Source organism: Ureibacillus xyleni (assembly GCF_900217795.1).
Lineage (GTDB): Bacteria > Bacillota > Bacilli > Bacillales_A > Planococcaceae > Ureibacillus > Ureibacillus xyleni.
In genome coordinates this window covers 217,965-236,615 of record NZ_OBMQ01000003.1, presented here as the reverse complement: position 1 = coordinate 236,615, position 18,651 = coordinate 217,965, and the positions used below count along the sequence as shown (strand labels likewise).

The window sequence follows — 18,651 nt, the reverse complement described above, 5'->3', positions numbered from 1 at the left end:
GAATGTTTGTTAATACAACATTCTTGCGTTTCTTTTTGTCACGATTACTCAGTTGGTTGTTCAGGATTAGGTGTTGGTTGATTCCCATCTGAACTATCATTTTCTTCGGGTTGTTCACCTTCATCATTTGGTATTTCAGGCGTTGTTGGTGTAGCGGTATTAGTAGAAATCGTATTAGAGTTAGCTGACTCTAATCCAGTAATATCAACTGCAACTATTGTAAAAGTACCATTGCTTGGAACCGTAATTTTACGTCCATCACCATCACGTAATGTATTAACTAATGTACGGCCATTTGTCACATCATATACCCGGTAACCAATGACATCATTAGAAGGAGATTTTGTCCAAGTAAGTGCGCTGCCTTGTAATGTTGCCGTTACTGCTTGGGGTGCACTACTATCTGCATTAAAGGTAGCAGTTGAAATCACCTTGCTAGATGGAACTAATTTTGAAGGGTCTCCACCTAATCGACCAAGTATTCTTTTCGCAAAGTCAGGATTAATGCCAACGCCGCCACCAGATATTACAAACTCTCTCGGTGTAGAGCTTAATGGTTGATAAGCTTTTCCGTTCACCATTACACTTTCTCCAGATGAAGATATTAAACTATCATCTGGTTGAGAAGGGACAAATACATTGCGATTGAATAAATCGGAACGGACAAATCCGGCATTGGAACAAGCAGTTGAAGGCGCTAGTCCAGAAATGCCACAGAATGATGCATTCACAACATTTTCAGGTTGTTTAAATCTTTCTTTTGTTCCAACTAGTTCTGGGTTCACATCATAAATTGAATTCATTAAGTTTGCCCAAAGCATATTGACACGGGTACTTGGTTGATAGTAAGTATTGTTAAATTGGTAAAGTGTTCTTGGCTGATCATAACCCATCCAAAGTCCTAGAGTTACGTTCGGGTTATATCCAACTAGCCAAACGTCTTTATATTCTTGCGTAGTTCCCGTTTTAGCAGCAAAATCAGAACCGAATTTTAACATACTTCTTGCTTTTGCCCCAGTACCATAGTCTAATACATCTCGAAGCATATCCGTTACGATATAAGACGTTTCTTTTGAAAATACTTGAACAGGCTCTGCTTTATGTTCATATACGATATTTCCATCTAAATCGACAATCTTTTCAATCATGTATGCATCGATAAATTGACCACTGTTTGCAAATGTTGCAAAGGCATTTGTATTTTCTTCAACAGTAGTACCATTTGTTAAACCACCAATAGCAGTAGCTAAATTTACATAATCACCTTCGCTTAATTTAGAGAATCCCATTTTTTCTAAGTAAGTAGCAGGTTGACGATCTAATATTGCATCATAGAGACGTAATGCTGTTAAGTTTTGAGAATATGCTAACGCTTCACGTGCTGGCATTAATCCTCTTTCTTCACTTTCAATATAGTTAGTAGGACTATAGCCATCATAACTACGTGTGAATTTTACATCGACAACAGGACTACCTGCACCAATTAAGCCATATTCAATTGCAGGGCCGTAAGCTAGTAGTGGTTTCATTGTGGAACCATTAGGTCGATATGCTTGTGTGGCATGATTCAGCTGTTCGATTTCAAAATCACGGCCACCTACAAAGCTTAAAATTTTCCCTGTTTTATTTTCAATGACGATACTTCCTACTTGCACTGGCATTTCGAGTGTTTTCTCTTCTTTTGTTTCAGGGTCTGTTATAGTCGTTGTGAATGTATGACCATAGTATTGAAAGTTTTCTGCTGCTTTTTGCATAGCATCATACATCTCTTTATCGATAGTCGAATAAATTCGATAACCACCTGAACGAACGTTACGATCTGCCAAAATTAAATACTTCTCTTTTAAGTTTTCTTCTTCTAAAAGACGCTTAGGATCAATTCCATCTTTTTCAGCTAAAATACCCGCAATTATTTCTTTTGCGCGACTTTCTAGCTCATAAGTAAGCCAAGGATAATTATCAGTAGCCTGTGACTCTGGTTCACGGAAATCCTGTGTAATATCATAATTTGAAGCTTCTTTATATTCTGCTTCTGTTATGTAACCAACTTCATACATTCTACTTAGAACGGTTTTCATTCGGTCAATACCTGGCTGTAACCCTTCCTTATCTTTTAAGACTCCCTTGTTTGTAAAAGGTGTATGGGCAAAAGGAGCTTGGGGAATACCAGCTATATAAGCAGCTTGTGGTAAAGTTAAATCTGCTGCTGAAACACCGAAGATACCTTGTGCAGCTGTTTCAACTCCAGCTATATTTTTCCCAGACGCATTACGACCATAAGGAATAATATTTAAGTAAGCTTCTAATATTTCTTCTTTTGTCATGAATTTTTCAAGACGGAATGCAAGCAATATTTCTCTAGCTTTACGCTCATACGAAACTTCATTTGTTAATATTTGGTTTTTAATTAATTGCTGTGTTAATGTTGATCCACCAGTTTGGGTTGATGAATTTGTAAAATCTTGTAAAAGACCGCGTAAAACAGCTTTTGGAACAATCCCGTTATGCTCCTCGAAATATTCATCCTCAGTTGCTAATACTGCATTTAATAACATTGGAGAAACCGCATCTAGTGTTGTTTCCCGACGTTCTAAATCTGTTCGAAGTTTCCCAATATATATTTCATTAGCAAAATAGATTTCACTTGTTTCTTCATAGCTGTATATCTGCTCTCTCATTTTATCGCCGGAGTAGAGAGGATCGTCTTTTACAAGTGAGGCAAAATAACCGGCACCAACTGCTCCTACGAATACTATTCCTATTAATAAACTAATTACAAAAATGAGTGTTAAGTTCCATAATACACTCCCAGTAATTCGTACTGTTCTTAAACGTTGTGAAGATTCTATTGTTTCAATTTTTTCATTGATTCGTTCGATGCGTTGTTTGAAAAGTTGTAACCACTCTTTCACTAAATCGACCTCCCTAAAATCTTGTTTATTATAACATAATTCGCTATTGTTCGAACATAGCTGTTGACAATGAAAAAGGAACAGGTAAAATATTCATTATAGTTTTTCAAGTGCTGAAAAGTTTGAAGTAGTGTTTTCATTTCCTGTATAGAGAGCTAGCGGTTGGTGGAAGCTAGACATAGTGTAAACATGAATTACGTTCTTGGAGCTTGAACGTTCTCGTCACGATAGGCGATTTCGAGTGGGAAAGTGAATTGCTTTCCAAGCTGGGTGGTACCGCGTTAACGTATATTTAACGTCCCTGCATGCAATAAAAATTGCGTGTAGGGGCTTTTTTTATTGCAACAGTGTATATGTATAAATTATTGATTTGTAAACCAAAGATAATGAAGGTAGGAGGAAATATCATGACAAACCAATTAATTGAAGATCTACAGTGGCGTGGATTGTTATATCAACAAACAGACGCTGAAGGAATGGAAAAGTTATTAAACGAGGAAAGCGTATCCCTTTATGTTGGAGTGGATCCAACAGCTGATTCAATGCATATTGGTCATATTGTCCCTTTATTAACATTACGTCGTTTCCAACAAGCAGGGCACCGTCCAGTACTTTTAGTGGGTGGAGCAACAGGCATGATTGGAGACCCTTCTGGAAGGTCTTCAGAACGTAATTTATTAACTACAGCACAAATTGAAAAAAATGTTGAAGGCTTAAAAGCGCAAATGGAACGTATTTTTGACTTTAGTGAAGGTGAAAATGGCGCGATATTAGTAAACAACTATGATTGGGTTGGAGAAATGAGCGTAATCGATTTTTTACGTGATTACGGTAAACTTGTAAACGTAAATTACTTACTTGCAAAGGATACAATTGCTTCTCGTCTAGAAACAGGTATTTCATTTACAGAATTTACTTATACAATTTTACAAGGTCTGGATTTTAACCACTTATATGACAACCACAATGTTCGTATTCAAGTTGGAGGTTCCGATCAATGGGGGAACATTACAACTGGTCTTGAAGTTATTCGTAAAACCCATGACGAAGAAGCAAAAGCTTTCGGCATTACGATTCCATTAGTAACAAAAGCAGATGGTACAAAATTTGGTAAAACTGCAGGTGGCGCGGTTTGGTTAGATGCAGAGAAAACATCGCCTTACGAGTTCTACCAATTCTGGATTAACACAGCTGACGCGGATGTAGTAAAATATTTAAAAATCTTTACTTTCTTATCTAGAGCAGAAATTGAAGAATTAGAAGTTGCTGTACAAGAAGAACCTCATTTACGTAAGGCACAAAAAACTTTAGCTTCAGAAATGACAAAGCTTATTCATGGTGAAGAGGGCTTACAACAAGCAGAACGTATTACAGCAGCGTTATTCTCAGGTGACTTAAAAGCACTTTCTGTCGATGAAATGAAAGTAGCTTTTGCTGGTGTGCCTTCTGTTGAAATTGGAAAAGAAGATAAAAACATTGTCGATTTAATTGTTGATGCAGGGATATCATCATCAAAACGTCAAGCACGTGAAGATGTAACAAATGGTGCCATTTCTATTAATGGTGAAAAAATTACAGATCTTGAATATACTGTAGATGCAAAAGATCGATTAGAGGATGCATTTGCAATCATCCGCCGTGGTAAGAAAAAATATCATATGGTGAAATTTATTTAATAGATATAGTTGGCTAATCCAAAATTTGGGTTAGCCTTTTGTCATTTTGAAATATAGTTACCACACCTCAAAAGTCCTTGATTTTTTTTATTTTTCCAAACAAAAGTATGACTTCATGACAATTTTTAGTAAAATATTAATATATAGAAATATTAATGAGGTGGAACTATGTCTTTTATTAACTGGGAATTAAAAGTTGCTGATAAAGAGATTTGGTGGAATACACTAAAAAATCAAGATGGATGGAAATTACAACAACATCAACTTACTTCACATTATCGAATCATTAGTCCGGAGAAAAAACGAAAAGCGTGGGGCCCAGATTATGATGACTTGCACGCTCAATTTATTCGCTTTTCATCTACTAGTGAAAGTGGAACGGCAGCTTCAGATTCACTGTCAATAACTGAAACAAAACAAGAAATATATGATGAATTAGAGCGTATTGCAGACTTAGCTGAAAGAGGCGCCATAACCCGTGATGAGCATCAACAATTGAAAGAAGGATTGTTAGTAAAGTTAAAAAGTTTAGGAGGTTGATTGGATGTCGTATAAATAAAATTCAGAGCTAAATGCAATGCTGCAAATACACCGTGGAGTTGGGGAAGGGTTAAATAGCGGTTTAGTTAATTACAGAACAAAAACAGATATTTATAGTGAATTAAATAGAATCGTTGAATTATTAGATTCTGGTGTTATAACTTCTCAGATGGCAGAAGAATTAATTGACATTCCAACAAAACAATTGGAAAAGCTTATTCAATCTAGTAATGAAAAAGAAGAATTATATAATGATTTTAAAGAGCTAGGTCAATTAGTAGAGGTAGGTATATTGCCTAAAGACGTCCACCAACGATTGACTCAACTAATTAAAGAACAGCTAATTATAATGCAAAAAAAAGATACGGAACCAAAAATGTTCGTAGTTGGAAGAACAAAATTTTTAGGACTCTTTTAATGAGGTGAGATATGAAAATAGGGTTAGTTTTCAACGGTGGAGGAGGAAAGGGTGCTTATCAAGTTGGTGTGATGAAAGCACTTTATGAGTTAAATATACATCATTATGTACAAGCAATTGCAGGCACTTCTGTTGGTGCTTTGAACGCAGCACTATTTTTAAATAATAGTATCGAAACGGCAGAAAAAGTATGGCAAACAATCAGCCCGGATAAAATACTCACTCTAAAAGGAACTGAACAAGCGAAAAAGCTCATGAATTTAGGTGTGAATTCTTCCTCGCCATTAATTGCAAGGTTATTAAAAGCAGAGGGATATGGTGTTTTTTCCCGTTCAGGTTTATTGGAAATTATCTATGAAAATATTAACCTACAAAAAATAAGTGATAAAAAAATTCCTTTCTATGCGACTTGTGTGAAATGGCCGACAATGGAGAAAACCTACTTTAAAGTGAATGGCTTAGCACCATTGAAAATTGAAAAGATTTTGCTTGCCACTTCTGCTATACCAGGTGTATTTCCATCTGTTGAAATTGATGGTGTACAATACGTAGATGGAGGTTTAAGCGATAATAGTCCGATTCAGCCTGTGTATGACGAAGGTTGTGATTTTATTTTTGTCATTTCTTTAAACCGCGATGATACGATTGAACAACAATTTCCAAATGCAAAAGTTATACAATTGGTACCAAAAGAAGCGCAAGGAGGATTTGTTTCAGGCACATTAGATTTTAAGGCGACAACAGCACAACGAAGAATGGTTGAAGGATACAATGATACGATGGAAATCATTGCTCCAACAATTCGAACAATGAAACGAGAAGCTAACCTGTTTAATTTGATGGAGAAATTTTCAGAAGAAGAGAAAATGTTTCAATTAAATCAAAAACAACAAACGGATCAATTTAACAAGGACATGTCTGATTTATTTGCACAATTAGAGAAGGGAAAATAATATGGATTTAACTATTGAACAACTAATTGAAAAGCAGACAAATAACTTAACAACACAAGGTGAACTGGCACTAAATACGTTTGAGGCTATGCATGCGATCTCTACAAGTGAAGCACGTTGGAGAGAATTAAAGGAACAAGGAAAGTTAAAAAGGGTATTCCGTTCGCTAACAGGAAAAAATCGCAAAATTGAGCAAGCGATGACTAGGGACTTTATTACGTTTCAACAGTGCGCACAACAATCTATTGAAAATTTAGCAGAACGACAATCTCTTACAATTGACTTGTTGTTGATGATAAAACATAGCCAAAATTTAATACAAACCGAAAATAATCGCAAGTTCAATGAGATTAACAAATTCTTAAAGGCATTTCTGTCAGATTCGCAAAGGAAAATGAATCAACTTTCAGAACGTATCGATTCATTGGAAGTGAACGTTCAAATGCTTACATGGAAAGCAACCCTTGAACGAATGACCTTTCGAAATAAATCTGTTTTTAATTTATCTAAGGTTGAACAAGGTATTTATCTATCAACTAGCTTTTATCGTATAAGTAAAGGGAAATGGAAAAATGAAGATATTTTATTGCTTGAAATGATTATGGATCATTTAGATGTGCGTGGTGAAGTGGAGTTTAGAGGTTGGGTTTCTAGCTTTCTAGGAGAACATTCTTTAATTAAGCATTATTTAGATTTTGTTCCTTCATATAACGTTGAAGGTCATCCCTATATAGAAGGTAATTTAATTTTTGCCTTGGTGAAGTATAACCAAGGTTTAATCAATAAAAGACAAGTATTAGAAACAGTACCGAGAAGTAAAGTGGAGATTAGGGATATTGTCTTTTATCTTATTAACGGACTAGCTGCATTGGAAACTGCATGTAAAAAAGAAGACATAGCACAACAAATCGGTTATGAAATGCTATTAGAGTCTGTGCATCCGGATGAACGAATTTATGTGCATAGTGTGTTAAGAAAGTATTTGAAACTTTCCATTGAACAATGTCGGGAATTGACAAAACAAGTACCCATATCATTAGGTATATTTGAAGACGAGCAACAACTTCTTCAGATGAAAGATGAACTAGAAAAACTAGATTGCGTTGTCGTAATTAATTAGGATACAGAAATAAAAAAAGCCTTGAAACCTTGAATTAACAAGATTTCTAAGGCTTTTATCATTTGAAAGAAGCAAATATTAACGAGAGTAGAACTCAACGATTAATGATTCGTTAATTTCAGCTGATAATTCAGAACGCTCTGGAAGACGTACAAATGTACCTTCTTTTTTGTCAGCGTCAAATGATAAATATTCTGGTACGAAGTTGTTTACTTCGATTGCTTCTGTTACTACAGCAAGGTTTTGTGATCTTTCACGAAGAGAGATTGTTTGACCTGGTTTTACGCTGTAAGAAGGAATGTCAACGCGTTTACCATCAACTAAAACGTGACCGTGGTTAACTAATTGACGAGCTCCACGACGAGTGCGAGCTAAACCTAAGCGGTAAACTAAGTTGTCAAGGCGAGTTTCAAGAAGGATCATGAAGTTTTCACCTAGTACCCCTCTCATTTTACCAGCTTTAACGAATACGTTTTTGAATTGACGTTCGCTCATACCATACATATGACGAAGTTTTTGTTTTTCTTGTAATTGTAAACCGTACTCAGATAATTTTTTGCGTTGGTTTGGACCGTGTTGACCTGGTGCATAAGGGCGTTTTTCTAATTCTTTACCTGTGCCGCTTAATGAAATACCAAGACGACGTGACACTTTCCAAGATGGACCTGTATAACGAGACATAGTTGTGTCTCCTCCTTTAAATTTGGTTTTTTTTGTTGTAAAACAAAAACCAGTTATACCCGAACTTGAATGCATTTTATTTTCATGTACCTTCGCCCTAGCAGCCGATAGGGTTACACAATACACCATCTAGTTTGATAGCATAAATGCTTGTCTTCTTTAGAGGAATAAAATACAAAGCAAGCATATATAACTGCTGCGTTCATTTTACACAAAAGTCATTGTATAATATTTCTCTATAAGGCGTCAAGAAATAATATCTTAAAGTAGTTGGAAAATGAAGTATAAAAATACTTTCTGCTATTAATATTACATAGACTTTATGCTATAGTAAAATGGATGATTTATTGACTTGTATTTAACCTACAATTTTATAGTCAATAAGGCATAAAAGGTGTATAATTTATTATAAGCTAATAGTAATTGATTTCGTAAGGAAAAGAAAAGGTGATTTCATGATTGAGCATCGGCAGACATTAATTAATATCAAGTCTGATTTGTTAAGTATATGTATCAGTTCTGTTGAAAAACAAGACAGTTATAATGAATATTCCACACTGTTACATAATTGCTTAAATGAACACTTTGATATTGATCAATGTTTTTTTCTTTTGTATGAAGGGGAAACATTAAAACCTTTTAACATAAATTCATCTGATCTGTTAAATGAAATTCCTTGGGATAACTTTGAATCATGGTTTGGACAGCAAAAATTAGTGGAAGTACCAGATGATTTACTTAAAACAAGTGAGTTTGAACAGCTTACCCATATGATGTTGTTAAAAGTTGGTCATTTTGATGTACATGGTGTCTTATTAGTTAAATCAACTCCTAGATGGTCTGCCTTTACACAATCTAAATATTTTGAAGATTTTGTCGATATTGTTTCGAAAGTGCTTCTAATGATTAGTAAGAATGTAGAAGTTCGCCACAATGAAAACCAATATCGTAAATTGTATAATATGACCGATTTATTTCATTCAACGATGGATATTGATTTAATTTTAGAGAATGTACTAATCACCATCCAGGAAAATTTCCGGAACTTTAATGTAGAGTTAATTTTATCAAATGACCAAGATCGCCACACGAGGATTCCAATTAAACCTTTTGACTATTTATCAGAAAGACCTTCAGCGATAGAAGCGTTCGTATCTGGCAAGATAACAACAGAACAAGCAGATGATTTAAATTGTAGTCTTTTGAACGCACCAATTAAGGGTAGACAGGCTATTTATGGGATACTACAAGTTAGTGCCCCCTATTCATATAGATTCACTTCAACGCAAAAAGAATTTATTAGAATGCTTGCCCACGCATCTGGTAATGCATTAGAAAATGCAAAGCTATATCATCAATCGCATCGGTTAATAAGCGATTTGCAACTAATTAATGAAACTTCTCATCGATTGAATATGAGGTTAGATATAAATGAAATGTTTATGTTTTTGCAAAAACAACTAATGAAATCGTTTCAGCCAATGGAGTTATGTTTTGTCCTAAAAGATAATGGTGATTACAAACTAACAGAAGCTTCAACGGACCTATTCAGATTAGATGAGGGAGCAATCTACATTGATCACGTGGGCAAGCATTTTGAAAAGAGTCAAGATCCTTTGTTTATCGCGGATTTTAGTCGTCTTATTTCAAAAGAAGTTCCATATAAATCTGTTATGGCAATTCCAATGATTGTCGAGCAACGGATTAACGGTTTCAGTATCGTGTTACATCGCGATTCTTATTTCTTCTCCTTTGATAGCTTTAAATTGATGCAATCTTTAATTCATCATTCATCATTAGCCATTGCCAATTCAATTTTAAGAAATCAATTGCAAGAAATGGTAGATCACGATCATTTAACAAAGTTGTATGCAAGAAACTACTTAGATAAATTTGTCGAGCATTCGTTGCAAAATGACGAATCAGGAATGTTTTTACTTATAGATATAGACAATTTTAAACGAATTAATGATACGTATGGTCATCAAACTGGAGATTTAATTCTAGTTCAGATTGGTGAACAATTGATAAAAACCCTTGATAATCGTGGAATTAGCGCGAGATGGGGCGGCGAAGAAATGGCTGTTTATGTAACGAATATCCATGATGATGAAGCGCTCCAATTATCTGAACAAATTGTGAAATCGATACCAGAAGCCACGAACCCTTCAGTAACCATTTCTGCAGGACTTGTAACATGGAATAAGAAAGCGAATGTTGAGTTTCAAAAAATCTTTTTACAAGCAGATACGGCACTGTATAACGCAAAAAATAACGGGAAAAATCAAGTTTGTCTTTTTGATGATTCAATGTTGTTCCAATCATAATAAACTTACTATGATATATGAGGAAATCCTCTTTATGCATAGTAAGTTTTTATTCTGTTAATTACAGAAAAAAGGCTTATCGTAAATAACGATAAGCCATACTGCTATAAATGGTTCATTAAAGTGGTAACGAAGAGCTCGAGTCCTTGACGATCTTCATCGCTGAAGCGACCTTTTATGGGGCTATCAATATCTAATACACCAATGACTTCGTTATTTTTAAAAATGGGTATAACTATTTCTGAATTAGATGCAGCATCACAAGCAATATGTCCGGGGAAAGCATGGACATCTTGAACGACAATTGTTTCTTCTTTAGAAACAGCTGTGCCGCAAACACCACGACCGATTGCGATTCTTACACAGGCTGGTAGACCTTGGAATGGCCCTAATACAAGTTCGCCTTCTTTCATTAAATAAAAACCAACCCAATTAATATTATCTAAAAATTGATTTAACAAGGCGGATGCATTACTTAAATTTGCGATTATATCTTTTTCTCCCTCTAGCAGTGCATTTAACTGTTGGGAAAGTGTTTTATACTGTGTTGAAACTGAACCATCATAATTTATTTTTGAAAACATAGTGACCTCCAAGTGTTACTTAAAAATTACGTTATAGTGCTGATGTAAATCATTTGCACAATGAGCATCTGAACCGAAAACAAGTGGTAATTCAATCGAACGAGCATAGTCAATTATATGCATTGGTGGATACGGTTCTTTACAAAAGGCTTTGCTCAAGCCAGCACTGTTTACATCGAGCTCATAATTTTTTTCTCCCATCATGTGTAAAATTTCTTTAATACGATTATCGTCCTCTATTTTTTCACCGTGAGCAAGTTGGAATTTATGTATTAGCGTTGGATGACCAATTCTTCTTGGTTTAAAGGGACCTAAGTTTGCTTCAATGGATTTAAGTACAGTATTATAATATAGGTTGTACATTGCATTGATACCACCAACTTTTTGAGCGAAGTCTAAATAAACTTCTTCGGAAAAATCGATACAAGTATATGAATCGTTAAATTTTAAGAAATGTACTGATAAAATCGCATCATCAAGCAAAGGGCCAACAATATCTAAAAGTGCACGGGTTTCTGTTTCGAAACTTTCGATATAGTCAATTTCTAAACCAATATTTATTGTAATATCCTTTGCATACAGTTCCTTTAAAATTTTCAGCTTTTCGATATATGTTGTTAAATCTTTTGGTTTCATGCCGCTATCCTTATCAGGAGTTGGGTCTATGAAATTTGTAGGAAGTGGTGCATGCTCAGTAAAAGTAATGTGTGTAAATTGATTTTTAATTGCTTTTTCGATATATAGTTCAAATGCATCACTCGTCCCATGGGGGCAAAAAGGTGAATGGATGTGACCATCTTTTTTCATATTTGGAACCTCCACATCATTAATAAAGTTTACTTTAACAAAAACCTTTATTTTTTTAAACAAAACCGTAAAAACATGGTATATTATAGTTACAAAATAGCAGGTGTAGTGATTTTGGAATAGGGGGCTTACGATGAAGTATATCATCATTGTCGTCATCGTACTATTAGCATTATTTATCGTAGGGTTATTAATCAGACGTAAACATAATGTTGTTATACAGCGACTTGAAAAAGAAAAAATGCAAATTCAGCATTATCCGATATTTGAGGAGCTAACAAAAGTAAAAGCATTAAACATGAATGGCCAAACTGAAGAAATGTTTGAACATTGGCGTAACATGTGGACAGAAGTAATCGATGTTCATGTAATTAAAATTGATTCTATGCTTTTTGATGCTGAAGAATACATAGATCGGTTCAAATTTAAAAAAGCTTCCATTATAGAACGTGAAATTGAAGAATTTATCGCAAAATGCGAAGAAAATAAAACAAAAATATTAAACGAATTAGATGAATTAATTGGAAGTGAAGAAAAAAATAGAATTGAAGTTGAACAATTAAAAGAACAATACCGTTCAGCACGTAAAACATTGCTAGCTCACCAACATTCTTTCGGACCAGCATTAACTGCTCTTGAAAAAAGAGTAGAGTTATTTACACCGAAATTTGAAGAGTATGATGCGCTAACAGTAGAGGGTAATTACTTACAAGCAAGAGAAATTGTATTAGCTTTATCAAATGAAGCGCAGGAATTGTTCCATTTATTAACTGAAGTTCCTAGCTTACTTTCTGAAATTCAAACTAAAATTCCAACCGCTATTCATGAACTTAAGAATGGTCAACGAGAAATGGAAGACCAAGCCTATTATCTTAGGCATTTAGAGTTAACGGAGTATTTAGAAAGCGTTGAAGCCGAACTAGTTACTTTGAAAGAAAAACTTGCAAACTTAGAAATTGATATCGTTGGTCCGCGCATCGAAGAAATTAACGATACAATTGATAATTACTATGACTTACTTGAAAAAGAAGTGATAGCCAAAAATTATGTGGACCGAAACTGTGAAAACACATTTAACATCTTAAGTGAAGTGGTACATGTAACGAGAGAAGTAGGGAATGAAGCTGTCTATGTACAAAATAGTTATCATTTATCAGACAAGGAAGCAGAAATTCCTAAAATTGGCTTAAAACAACTTGAAGTGATTCAAAAACGTTATGAATTACTTGTTACCCGAGTTCAGGAAGAAAAATCCGCATACTCTAGTTTGCAGCAGGAGCTAATCGATATTAGTAACGAAATTGAACGAATCAAAGAAGAACAAGAGCAGTTTTCAAATCGTTTGAAAAACTTACGCATTGATGAAAATAAAGCCCGAGCGCAACTTGAATCATTAAAACGACTATTGCAAGATACAGATCGACAATTGAATAAAGCAAATATCCCTGGTATTCCAGAAGAAATGGATGCACGACTTGAGGAAGCTGAGGAGCAATTATTTATCGTTATGCAAAGTCTTCAAGAAGTACCATTAAATATGCAGTTGGTTCATAGCAATTTACAAAATGCGAAACATTGTATACAAGAAGCAAATCGCCATGCCAATGAAATGATTGAAAATGTTATGCTTATTGAGCGTATGATTCAGTACGGTAATCGTTACCGGGCAACGAATCCAAAAGTACATCAATTATTACTAGAAGCTGAAGAAGCGTTCAATCAATACCGGTACATAAAAGCGTTAGAAGATGCAGCTGCTGCTGTTGAACTAGCAGAGCCTGGTGCAATTAAACGAATTGAAGAGCTTGTCCAAGAAGAAATATATGCAAAAAACTAGGGCAGGTAGTCGGGGATTGACATAAGCGTTATAATAAAATAAAGAAATAAGCCACCACACAAAAGTGTAGGTGGCTTTCTTATGGAAATGACATTATTATAATTTTTAGAATTTAATAGTGTTTGCTCAATCGAATCCATAGCATTTTCTAAAAGCATTTATAAGAAGGTAGGATAAAATGATATATTTAGATAATAGTGCAACAACTAAACCTTACAAAGAGGTATTAAATACATTTATACAAGTAAACGAATCTTTTTATGCAAATCCTGCTTCAATTCATGAGGCGGGTGTAGAGTCCAATACTTTGCTTGATCGAGCAAGAGCTCAAATAGCGAAAATTTTACGTACTGATGACCAACAAGTTCTTTTTACAGCAGGCGGAACAGAGTCGAATAACTTTGCCATATTTGGTATTTCAAAAGCAAATACCCACAAAGGAAAACATATTATTACAACTGAAATCGAACATGCTTCTGTTCTAGAATCCATTCGTGCTTTACAAGCAGATGGATATGAAGTTGACTACTTATCAGTCGATTCTGAAGGGATTATTTCGCTTCAAGAACTAAACGAAAAACTTCGAAAAGATACTGTTTTAGTAAGTATCATGCATGTGAATAATGAAATGGGAGCCATCCAACCAATTGAAGATGCAGCTAAAATTATCCATGCAAATAGTCGTGCAGCCTTTCATGTAGATGCTGTCCAAAGTTTTGGTAAGATGCCAGTGTTCTTTCAAGATAATGCTGGACCAGATATTATCTCCATCTCTGGACATAAAATTCATGGTTTAAAGGGATCTGGAGTTATCGCTTTTCGTAAAAAAATGAATATTGCGCCTCTTCTGTTAGGAGGAGGACAAGAATATGGCTTGCGCAGTGGTACGGTAGCTGTACCACAAGCAGTTGCCCTTGCAAAAGCAGCAAGAATGGCGGTAGAAAACTTAGGGCAATCAATGGAAAATTATAAAAAATGGAAAAGCGAACTATTTGATTTTTTATTGAGCTTTGGTAATTCCATACATCTACTTTCAACGTTAAATGGTGCTGCCCATATTTTGTCCTTTAGTGTTAAAGATTTAAAAGGAGAGATTTTAATTAACGCACTCCAAAAAAGAGGAATCATTGTCTCAACATCTAGTGCTTGCTCTTCTAAACAGAAAAAAACAAGCCATGTTGTACTTGCTTTAAACACACCACCAAATTTTGTGAATGGTGTTATCCGTTTAAGTTTTGGAGCGTTAACTACTGACAAAGATATTCAACAATTTAAAATAGCTTTCACCGAAGTGATGAAAGAACTAAAAGGAGAATAAGGAATGATTTGGAAGGAAATATTAATTCGTTATGGAGAACTTTCTACAAAAGGGCGCAATAAAAAGGATTTCATTAGCCGCTTACGTACGAATATCCGAAACACATTTAATGATATCGCTCCATTAAAAATTCAATCAGAGCGCGATCGTATGCACATTGAAATCGAAACTGAAGAACAATTTGAAATTTTAATGGAAAGAATGCCAACGATTTTTGGTATTCAATCTTTTAGTCCAGTTGCTTTTTGTGAAAAAGATATAGAATCAATGAAAAACCTCTCTTTATTAATTATGGACCAATTTAAAGAACAACAACTTACATTTAAAGTAGAAGTTCGACGCTCTGATAAATCATTCCCATTTGAATCCCATGAAATTCAACGTGAAATTGGTGGACATGTATTAAGAAATAATCCGAATATTTCTGTCCAAGTAAAAAAACCTGATGTAGAACTGCGCATTGAAGTAAGAAAAGATGCAATTTATATGATGGCACAAATTATTCAGGGTGCTGGGGGAATGCCAGTAGGATCAAACGGTAAATCTTTATTAATGCTTTCTGGAGGAATTGATAGTCCTGTAGCAGGATACTTATTAATGAAGCGTGGAGTTCGGTTAGAAGCAATCCATTTCTTTAGTCCACCGTATACAAGCGATCATTCATTACAAAAAGTAAAAGATTTAGCGAATGAGCTAACGAAATTTGGTGCAAATATTCGTCTTCATGTTATTCCTTTTACAGAAATTCAAACATTAATTCGTGACCGTGTACCTAGCAATACAATGATGACTTCTACACGTAGATTAATGATGCGCATTGCAGATAAAGTTCGAGAAGAAGTAGGGGCACTTGGAATCGTTACTGGGGAAAGCTTAGGACAAGTTGCTAGTCAAACGTTAGAAAGTTTAACAGCTATTAATGATGTTACAAATACACCGATTTTAAGACCGTTAATTGCCTTTGATAAATTAGAGATTATTCAAATCGCTGAACAAATCGGTACTTACGAAACGTCAATACAACCGTATGAGGATTGCTGTACAATCTTTACACCTGCAAATCCAAAGACGAAGCCAAAAGTTGAAAAAGTGAACTATTATGAAAGTTTCACGGAGTTTGACGAACTAATTGAACGTGCAGTGAAAAATCGAGAAATTTACCGATTCCCTGAGAAGAACGAAACGAAAGATAAGTTTGCTGATTTATTATAGTTAAAAAAGCCGGAAATACTTACCTCTAAATTTTTGTGTATTAAATAATCGATAGCGCACATTCTATATGCACAAGGAGGTGAGAGACATGGCAAACAACAACAGCGGTAACCGTAACAAGCTTGTAGTACCTGGTGCAGAACAAGCTTTAGACCAAATGAAATACGAAATCGCTCAAGAGTTTGGTGTTCAACTCGGACCTGAAGCGTCTTCTCGTGCAAACGGATCAGTCGGAGGAGAAATTACTAAACGCCTTGTGCAAATGGCTGAATCACAATTACGTGGTACAAATAGCCAACAATAATTTGTAAATAAAGGGCTGGTAGCTAAATGCTACTGGCCTTTTTCTTTTGTAGTTATCTTATCCCTTTTTTATTAGTTTTAACGGAAAATTATTATTCTTTTTTAAACAATTAATGAACTAATTTACCTAAAAAAGTCATTTTAGAGGAATATTTTGAAATTTTTAATCAGTATTATTATAATTAGTATAATGTATCATTTGATACAAAAAAGGGGGATACGAATGAAAAGAGAAGATTTATTAGCTCCTGAAGATTACAACATTGTAGATGAAATTGAAAAATATGCACAAAATGCAAAAAAGACAGCATTGATCGTTCATCATGTAAACGGGGAATTAGAAAAAGTCTCTTACACACAATTATTAAAAAAAGCAAATAAGATTGCGAATTTATTTGCGAATAACGGGCTCGGCAAAGGTGATGTCGTACTCATTATGGTCCCTCGCTCAGAAGAAGCATATGTTACATACATCGGAGCATTGAAAGCAGGATTAACGATTATTCCAAGTTCTGAGATGTTACGTGCAAAAGATATTGATTACCGCATTACTCATTCTCAAGCCAAAGCTATTATTGCTTTTGAAAATGAAATTAGTCAATTTGAAGATGTGAAACATTTAGATGGATTAAAGCTTTTTGTATTTGGTAAAGCAACTGAATCCTGGATATCTATTGATGAAAATTTAGATGGATTACCTGATACCTTTGATGATATCCAAACAAAAGAATCTGACATCGCCTTTCTATCGTACACAAGTGGTACAACAGGTAACCCAAAAGGTGTCGTTCATTCCCATGGTTGGGGTTATGCACACTTACGCACAACAGCACAGTACTGGCTTGGTGTAGGTGAGGATGATATAGTTTGGGCTACTGCTGCTCCTGGATGGCAAAAATGGATTTGGAGTCCGTTTTTAGCAGTATTAGGTAGCGGGGCAACTGCATTCGTTCATAAAGGGCAGTTCGATCCAAAAGTTTATTTACAATTACTTCAAGACAATAAGATAAATGTTTTATGTTGTACACCAACTGAATATCGCCTAATGGCAAAAGTGGATCAACTAGAACAGTATGATTTATCAAGTGTGAAAAGTGCAGTGTCAGCAGGAGAGCCGTTAAATAGTGAAGTGATTAACAAGTTTTTAGAAGTATTTTCATTGCAAGTTCGTGATGGTTATGGACAAACTGAAAACACTTTATTAGTTGGAACACTATTAGGTATGCAACCAAAACCAGGATCAATGGGTAAGCCAACTCCAGGAAATGTTGTCGACGTGATTAATGACCTTGGTGAACCTACAAAACCTGGTGAAGTAGGGGATATTGCTGTTCACTCTTCTACACCGGCGTTATTTAAAGGGTATTTAAAAGAGCCGGAAAGAACACAAATGCAATACCGTGGTGAGTGGTTCTTAACTGGTGACCGTGCATATAAAGATGAAGATGGTTATTTTTGGTTTGAAGGTCGAGGAGATGACATTATTGTTTCTTCAGGATATACGATTGGACCATTTGAAGTAGAAGATGCATTAGTCAAACACCCGGCAGTCAAAGAGTGTGCTGTTGTTGCAAGTCCTGATGAAATCCGAGGTAACATAGTAAAAGCTTTCGTTGTTTTACGTGATCCAGAATCATTAACAAATCCAAACCTTATTAAAGAACTTCAAGATCATGTAAAGAACATTACTGCTCCATATAAATATCCACGAGCAATTGAATTTATTGACGAACTTCCAAAAACATCTTCAGGGAAAATTCGTCGTATAGAATTACGCCAAAAAGAACTTAGTAAACAAACAGTGAATTAAGTATTTTAGTCATTATTTCCTAGGGAATAATGTCGTTTTTTGGAGAAGCGAAATGTAATTATTTCGTTTCTCCAATTTTTTTGTAAAACTTTAAGAAGAATTAAAATTTTTTTGAAACAATTGTACAACTTAAACGTATGTATGGATTGAGGA

General features: G+C 34.9%; 15 protein-coding genes and 1 other annotated feature. Of the genes, 11 read left to right on the top strand and 4 right to left on the bottom strand.

Annotation, left to right across the window (positions count from 1 at the left end; all coding sequences use genetic code 11):
- Positions 1-44: 44 nt before the first annotated feature.
- Complete coding sequence (locus CRO00_RS06700; RefSeq protein WP_097072906.1) at positions 45-2,912, bottom strand: transglycosylase domain-containing protein; 2,868 nt, start codon at positions 2,910-2,912, stop codon at positions 45-47.
- Between the two features lie 104 nt (positions 2,913-3,016).
- Positions 3,017-3,218, top strand: a binding site (T-box leader).
- Between the two features lie 101 nt (positions 3,219-3,319).
- Here CRO00_RS06700 and tyrS point away from each other — a divergent pair.
- From tyrS to CRO00_RS06675, 5 genes are all read left to right on the top strand, one after another.
- Positions 3,320-4,588: a tyrosine--tRNA ligase gene (gene tyrS / locus CRO00_RS06695; RefSeq protein ID WP_097072905.1), complete on the top strand. Its 1,269-nt coding sequence runs from the start codon at positions 3,320-3,322 to the stop codon at positions 4,586-4,588.
- 168 nt (positions 4,589-4,756) lie between these two features.
- Positions 4,757-5,128, top strand: a complete 372-nt coding sequence (locus CRO00_RS06690) for a hypothetical protein (protein ID WP_097072904.1) — start codon at positions 4,757-4,759, stop codon at positions 5,126-5,128.
- Between the two features lie 37 nt (positions 5,129-5,165).
- Positions 5,166-5,546 carry a hypothetical protein gene (locus CRO00_RS06685; protein ID WP_097072903.1) on the top strand — a complete coding sequence of 127 codons (381 nt, stop codon included), beginning with the start codon at positions 5,166-5,168 and terminating at the stop codon, positions 5,544-5,546.
- 11 nt (positions 5,547-5,557) lie between these two features.
- Positions 5,558-6,499 (top strand): patatin-like phospholipase family protein, encoded by a 942-nt coding sequence (locus CRO00_RS06680; protein WP_097072902.1) that lies wholly within the window; start codon positions 5,558-5,560, stop codon positions 6,497-6,499.
- Position 6,500: 1 nt separating this feature from the next.
- Entirely contained in the window at positions 6,501-7,619 is a 1,119-nt protein-coding gene (locus CRO00_RS06675) for a hypothetical protein (RefSeq protein WP_097072901.1), read from the top strand.
- Between the two features lie 78 nt (positions 7,620-7,697).
- Here the strand turns inward: CRO00_RS06675 and rpsD are convergent, their stop codons facing one another.
- On the bottom strand, positions 7,698-8,300 hold the full coding sequence (gene rpsD / locus CRO00_RS06670; protein WP_097072900.1) for a 30S ribosomal protein S4: 603 nt from the start codon (positions 8,298-8,300) through the stop codon (positions 7,698-7,700).
- Between the two features lie 455 nt (positions 8,301-8,755).
- Between rpsD and CRO00_RS06665 the strand changes: the two genes are divergently transcribed.
- Positions 8,756-10,627 (top strand): sensor domain-containing diguanylate cyclase, encoded by a 1,872-nt coding sequence (locus CRO00_RS06665; RefSeq protein WP_097072899.1) that lies wholly within the window; start codon positions 8,756-8,758, stop codon positions 10,625-10,627.
- Between the two features lie 104 nt (positions 10,628-10,731).
- On the opposite strand, the gene CRO00_RS06660 is transcribed toward CRO00_RS06665, so the two are convergent.
- Together CRO00_RS06660 and hisJ are read right to left on the bottom strand one after the other, a co-directional pair.
- Positions 10,732-11,211 (bottom strand): GAF domain-containing protein, encoded by a 480-nt coding sequence (locus tag CRO00_RS06660; protein WP_097072898.1) that lies wholly within the window; start codon positions 11,209-11,211, stop codon positions 10,732-10,734.
- A gap of 15 nt (positions 11,212-11,226) precedes the next feature.
- The gene (gene hisJ / locus CRO00_RS06655) at positions 11,227-12,018 is read right to left on the bottom strand and encodes a histidinol-phosphatase HisJ (RefSeq protein ID WP_097072897.1); all 792 of its coding nucleotides are present in this window, start codon (positions 12,016-12,018) and stop codon (positions 11,227-11,229) included.
- Between the two features lie 133 nt (positions 12,019-12,151).
- On the opposite strand from hisJ, the gene ezrA reads away from it, so the two are divergent.
- The 5 genes from ezrA (at position 12,152) to mbcS (ending at position 18,498) form a co-directional block, all read left to right on the top strand.
- Positions 12,152-13,855, top strand: coding sequence for a septation ring formation regulator EzrA (gene ezrA, locus CRO00_RS06650; protein ID WP_097072896.1), 1,704 nt, complete (start codon positions 12,152-12,154; stop codon positions 13,853-13,855).
- Between the two features lie 178 nt (positions 13,856-14,033).
- On the top strand, positions 14,034-15,173 hold the full coding sequence (locus CRO00_RS06645) for a cysteine desulfurase family protein (protein ID WP_097072895.1): 1,140 nt from the start codon (positions 14,034-14,036) through the stop codon (positions 15,171-15,173).
- A gap of 3 nt (positions 15,174-15,176) precedes the next feature.
- A complete protein-coding gene (gene thiI / locus CRO00_RS06640) occupies positions 15,177-16,385 on the top strand; it encodes a tRNA uracil 4-sulfurtransferase ThiI (protein WP_097072894.1) in 1,209 nt (402 codons plus the stop codon).
- Positions 16,386-16,473: 88 nt separating this feature from the next.
- Positions 16,474-16,689 carry an alpha/beta-type small acid-soluble spore protein gene (locus CRO00_RS06635; protein ID WP_097072893.1) on the top strand — a complete coding sequence of 72 codons (216 nt, stop codon included), beginning with the start codon at positions 16,474-16,476 and terminating at the stop codon, positions 16,687-16,689.
- A 222-nt stretch (positions 16,690-16,911) separates the two neighbouring features.
- Positions 16,912-18,498 (top strand): acyl-CoA synthetase MbcS, encoded by a 1,587-nt coding sequence (gene mbcS, locus CRO00_RS06630; RefSeq protein ID WP_097072892.1) that lies wholly within the window; start codon positions 16,912-16,914, stop codon positions 18,496-18,498.
- Positions 18,499-18,651: the final 153 nt, after the last annotated feature.

Coding starts and splice junctions, on each gene's coding strand:
- hisJ (WP_097072897.1), bottom strand. CDS start 12,018: ATGAAAAAAGATGGTCACATCCATTCACCTTTTTGCCCCCATGGGACG.
- CRO00_RS06635 (WP_097072893.1), top strand. CDS start 16,474: ATGGCAAACAACAACAGCGGTAACCGTAACAAGCTTGTAGTACCTGGT.
- CRO00_RS06685 (WP_097072903.1), top strand. CDS start 5,166: ATGCTGCAAATACACCGTGGAGTTGGGGAAGGGTTAAATAGCGGTTTA.
- ezrA (WP_097072896.1), top strand. CDS start 12,152: ATGAAGTATATCATCATTGTCGTCATCGTACTATTAGCATTATTTATC.
- CRO00_RS06675 (WP_097072901.1), top strand. CDS start 6,501: ATGGATTTAACTATTGAACAACTAATTGAAAAGCAGACAAATAACTTA.
- CRO00_RS06665 (WP_097072899.1), top strand. CDS start 8,756: ATGATTGAGCATCGGCAGACATTAATTAATATCAAGTCTGATTTGTTA.
- CRO00_RS06660 (WP_097072898.1), bottom strand. CDS start 11,211: ATGTTTTCAAAAATAAATTATGATGGTTCAGTTTCAACACAGTATAAA.
- CRO00_RS06690 (WP_097072904.1), top strand. CDS start 4,757: ATGTCTTTTATTAACTGGGAATTAAAAGTTGCTGATAAAGAGATTTGG.
- tyrS (WP_097072905.1), top strand. CDS start 3,320: ATGACAAACCAATTAATTGAAGATCTACAGTGGCGTGGATTGTTATAT.
- CRO00_RS06645 (WP_097072895.1), top strand. CDS start 14,034: ATGATATATTTAGATAATAGTGCAACAACTAAACCTTACAAAGAGGTA.
- mbcS (WP_097072892.1), top strand. CDS start 16,912: ATGAAAAGAGAAGATTTATTAGCTCCTGAAGATTACAACATTGTAGAT.
- CRO00_RS06680 (WP_097072902.1), top strand. CDS start 5,558: ATGAAAATAGGGTTAGTTTTCAACGGTGGAGGAGGAAAGGGTGCTTAT.
- thiI (WP_097072894.1), top strand. CDS start 15,177: ATGATTTGGAAGGAAATATTAATTCGTTATGGAGAACTTTCTACAAAA.
- rpsD (WP_097072900.1), bottom strand. CDS start 8,300: ATGTCTCGTTATACAGGTCCATCTTGGAAAGTGTCACGTCGTCTTGGT.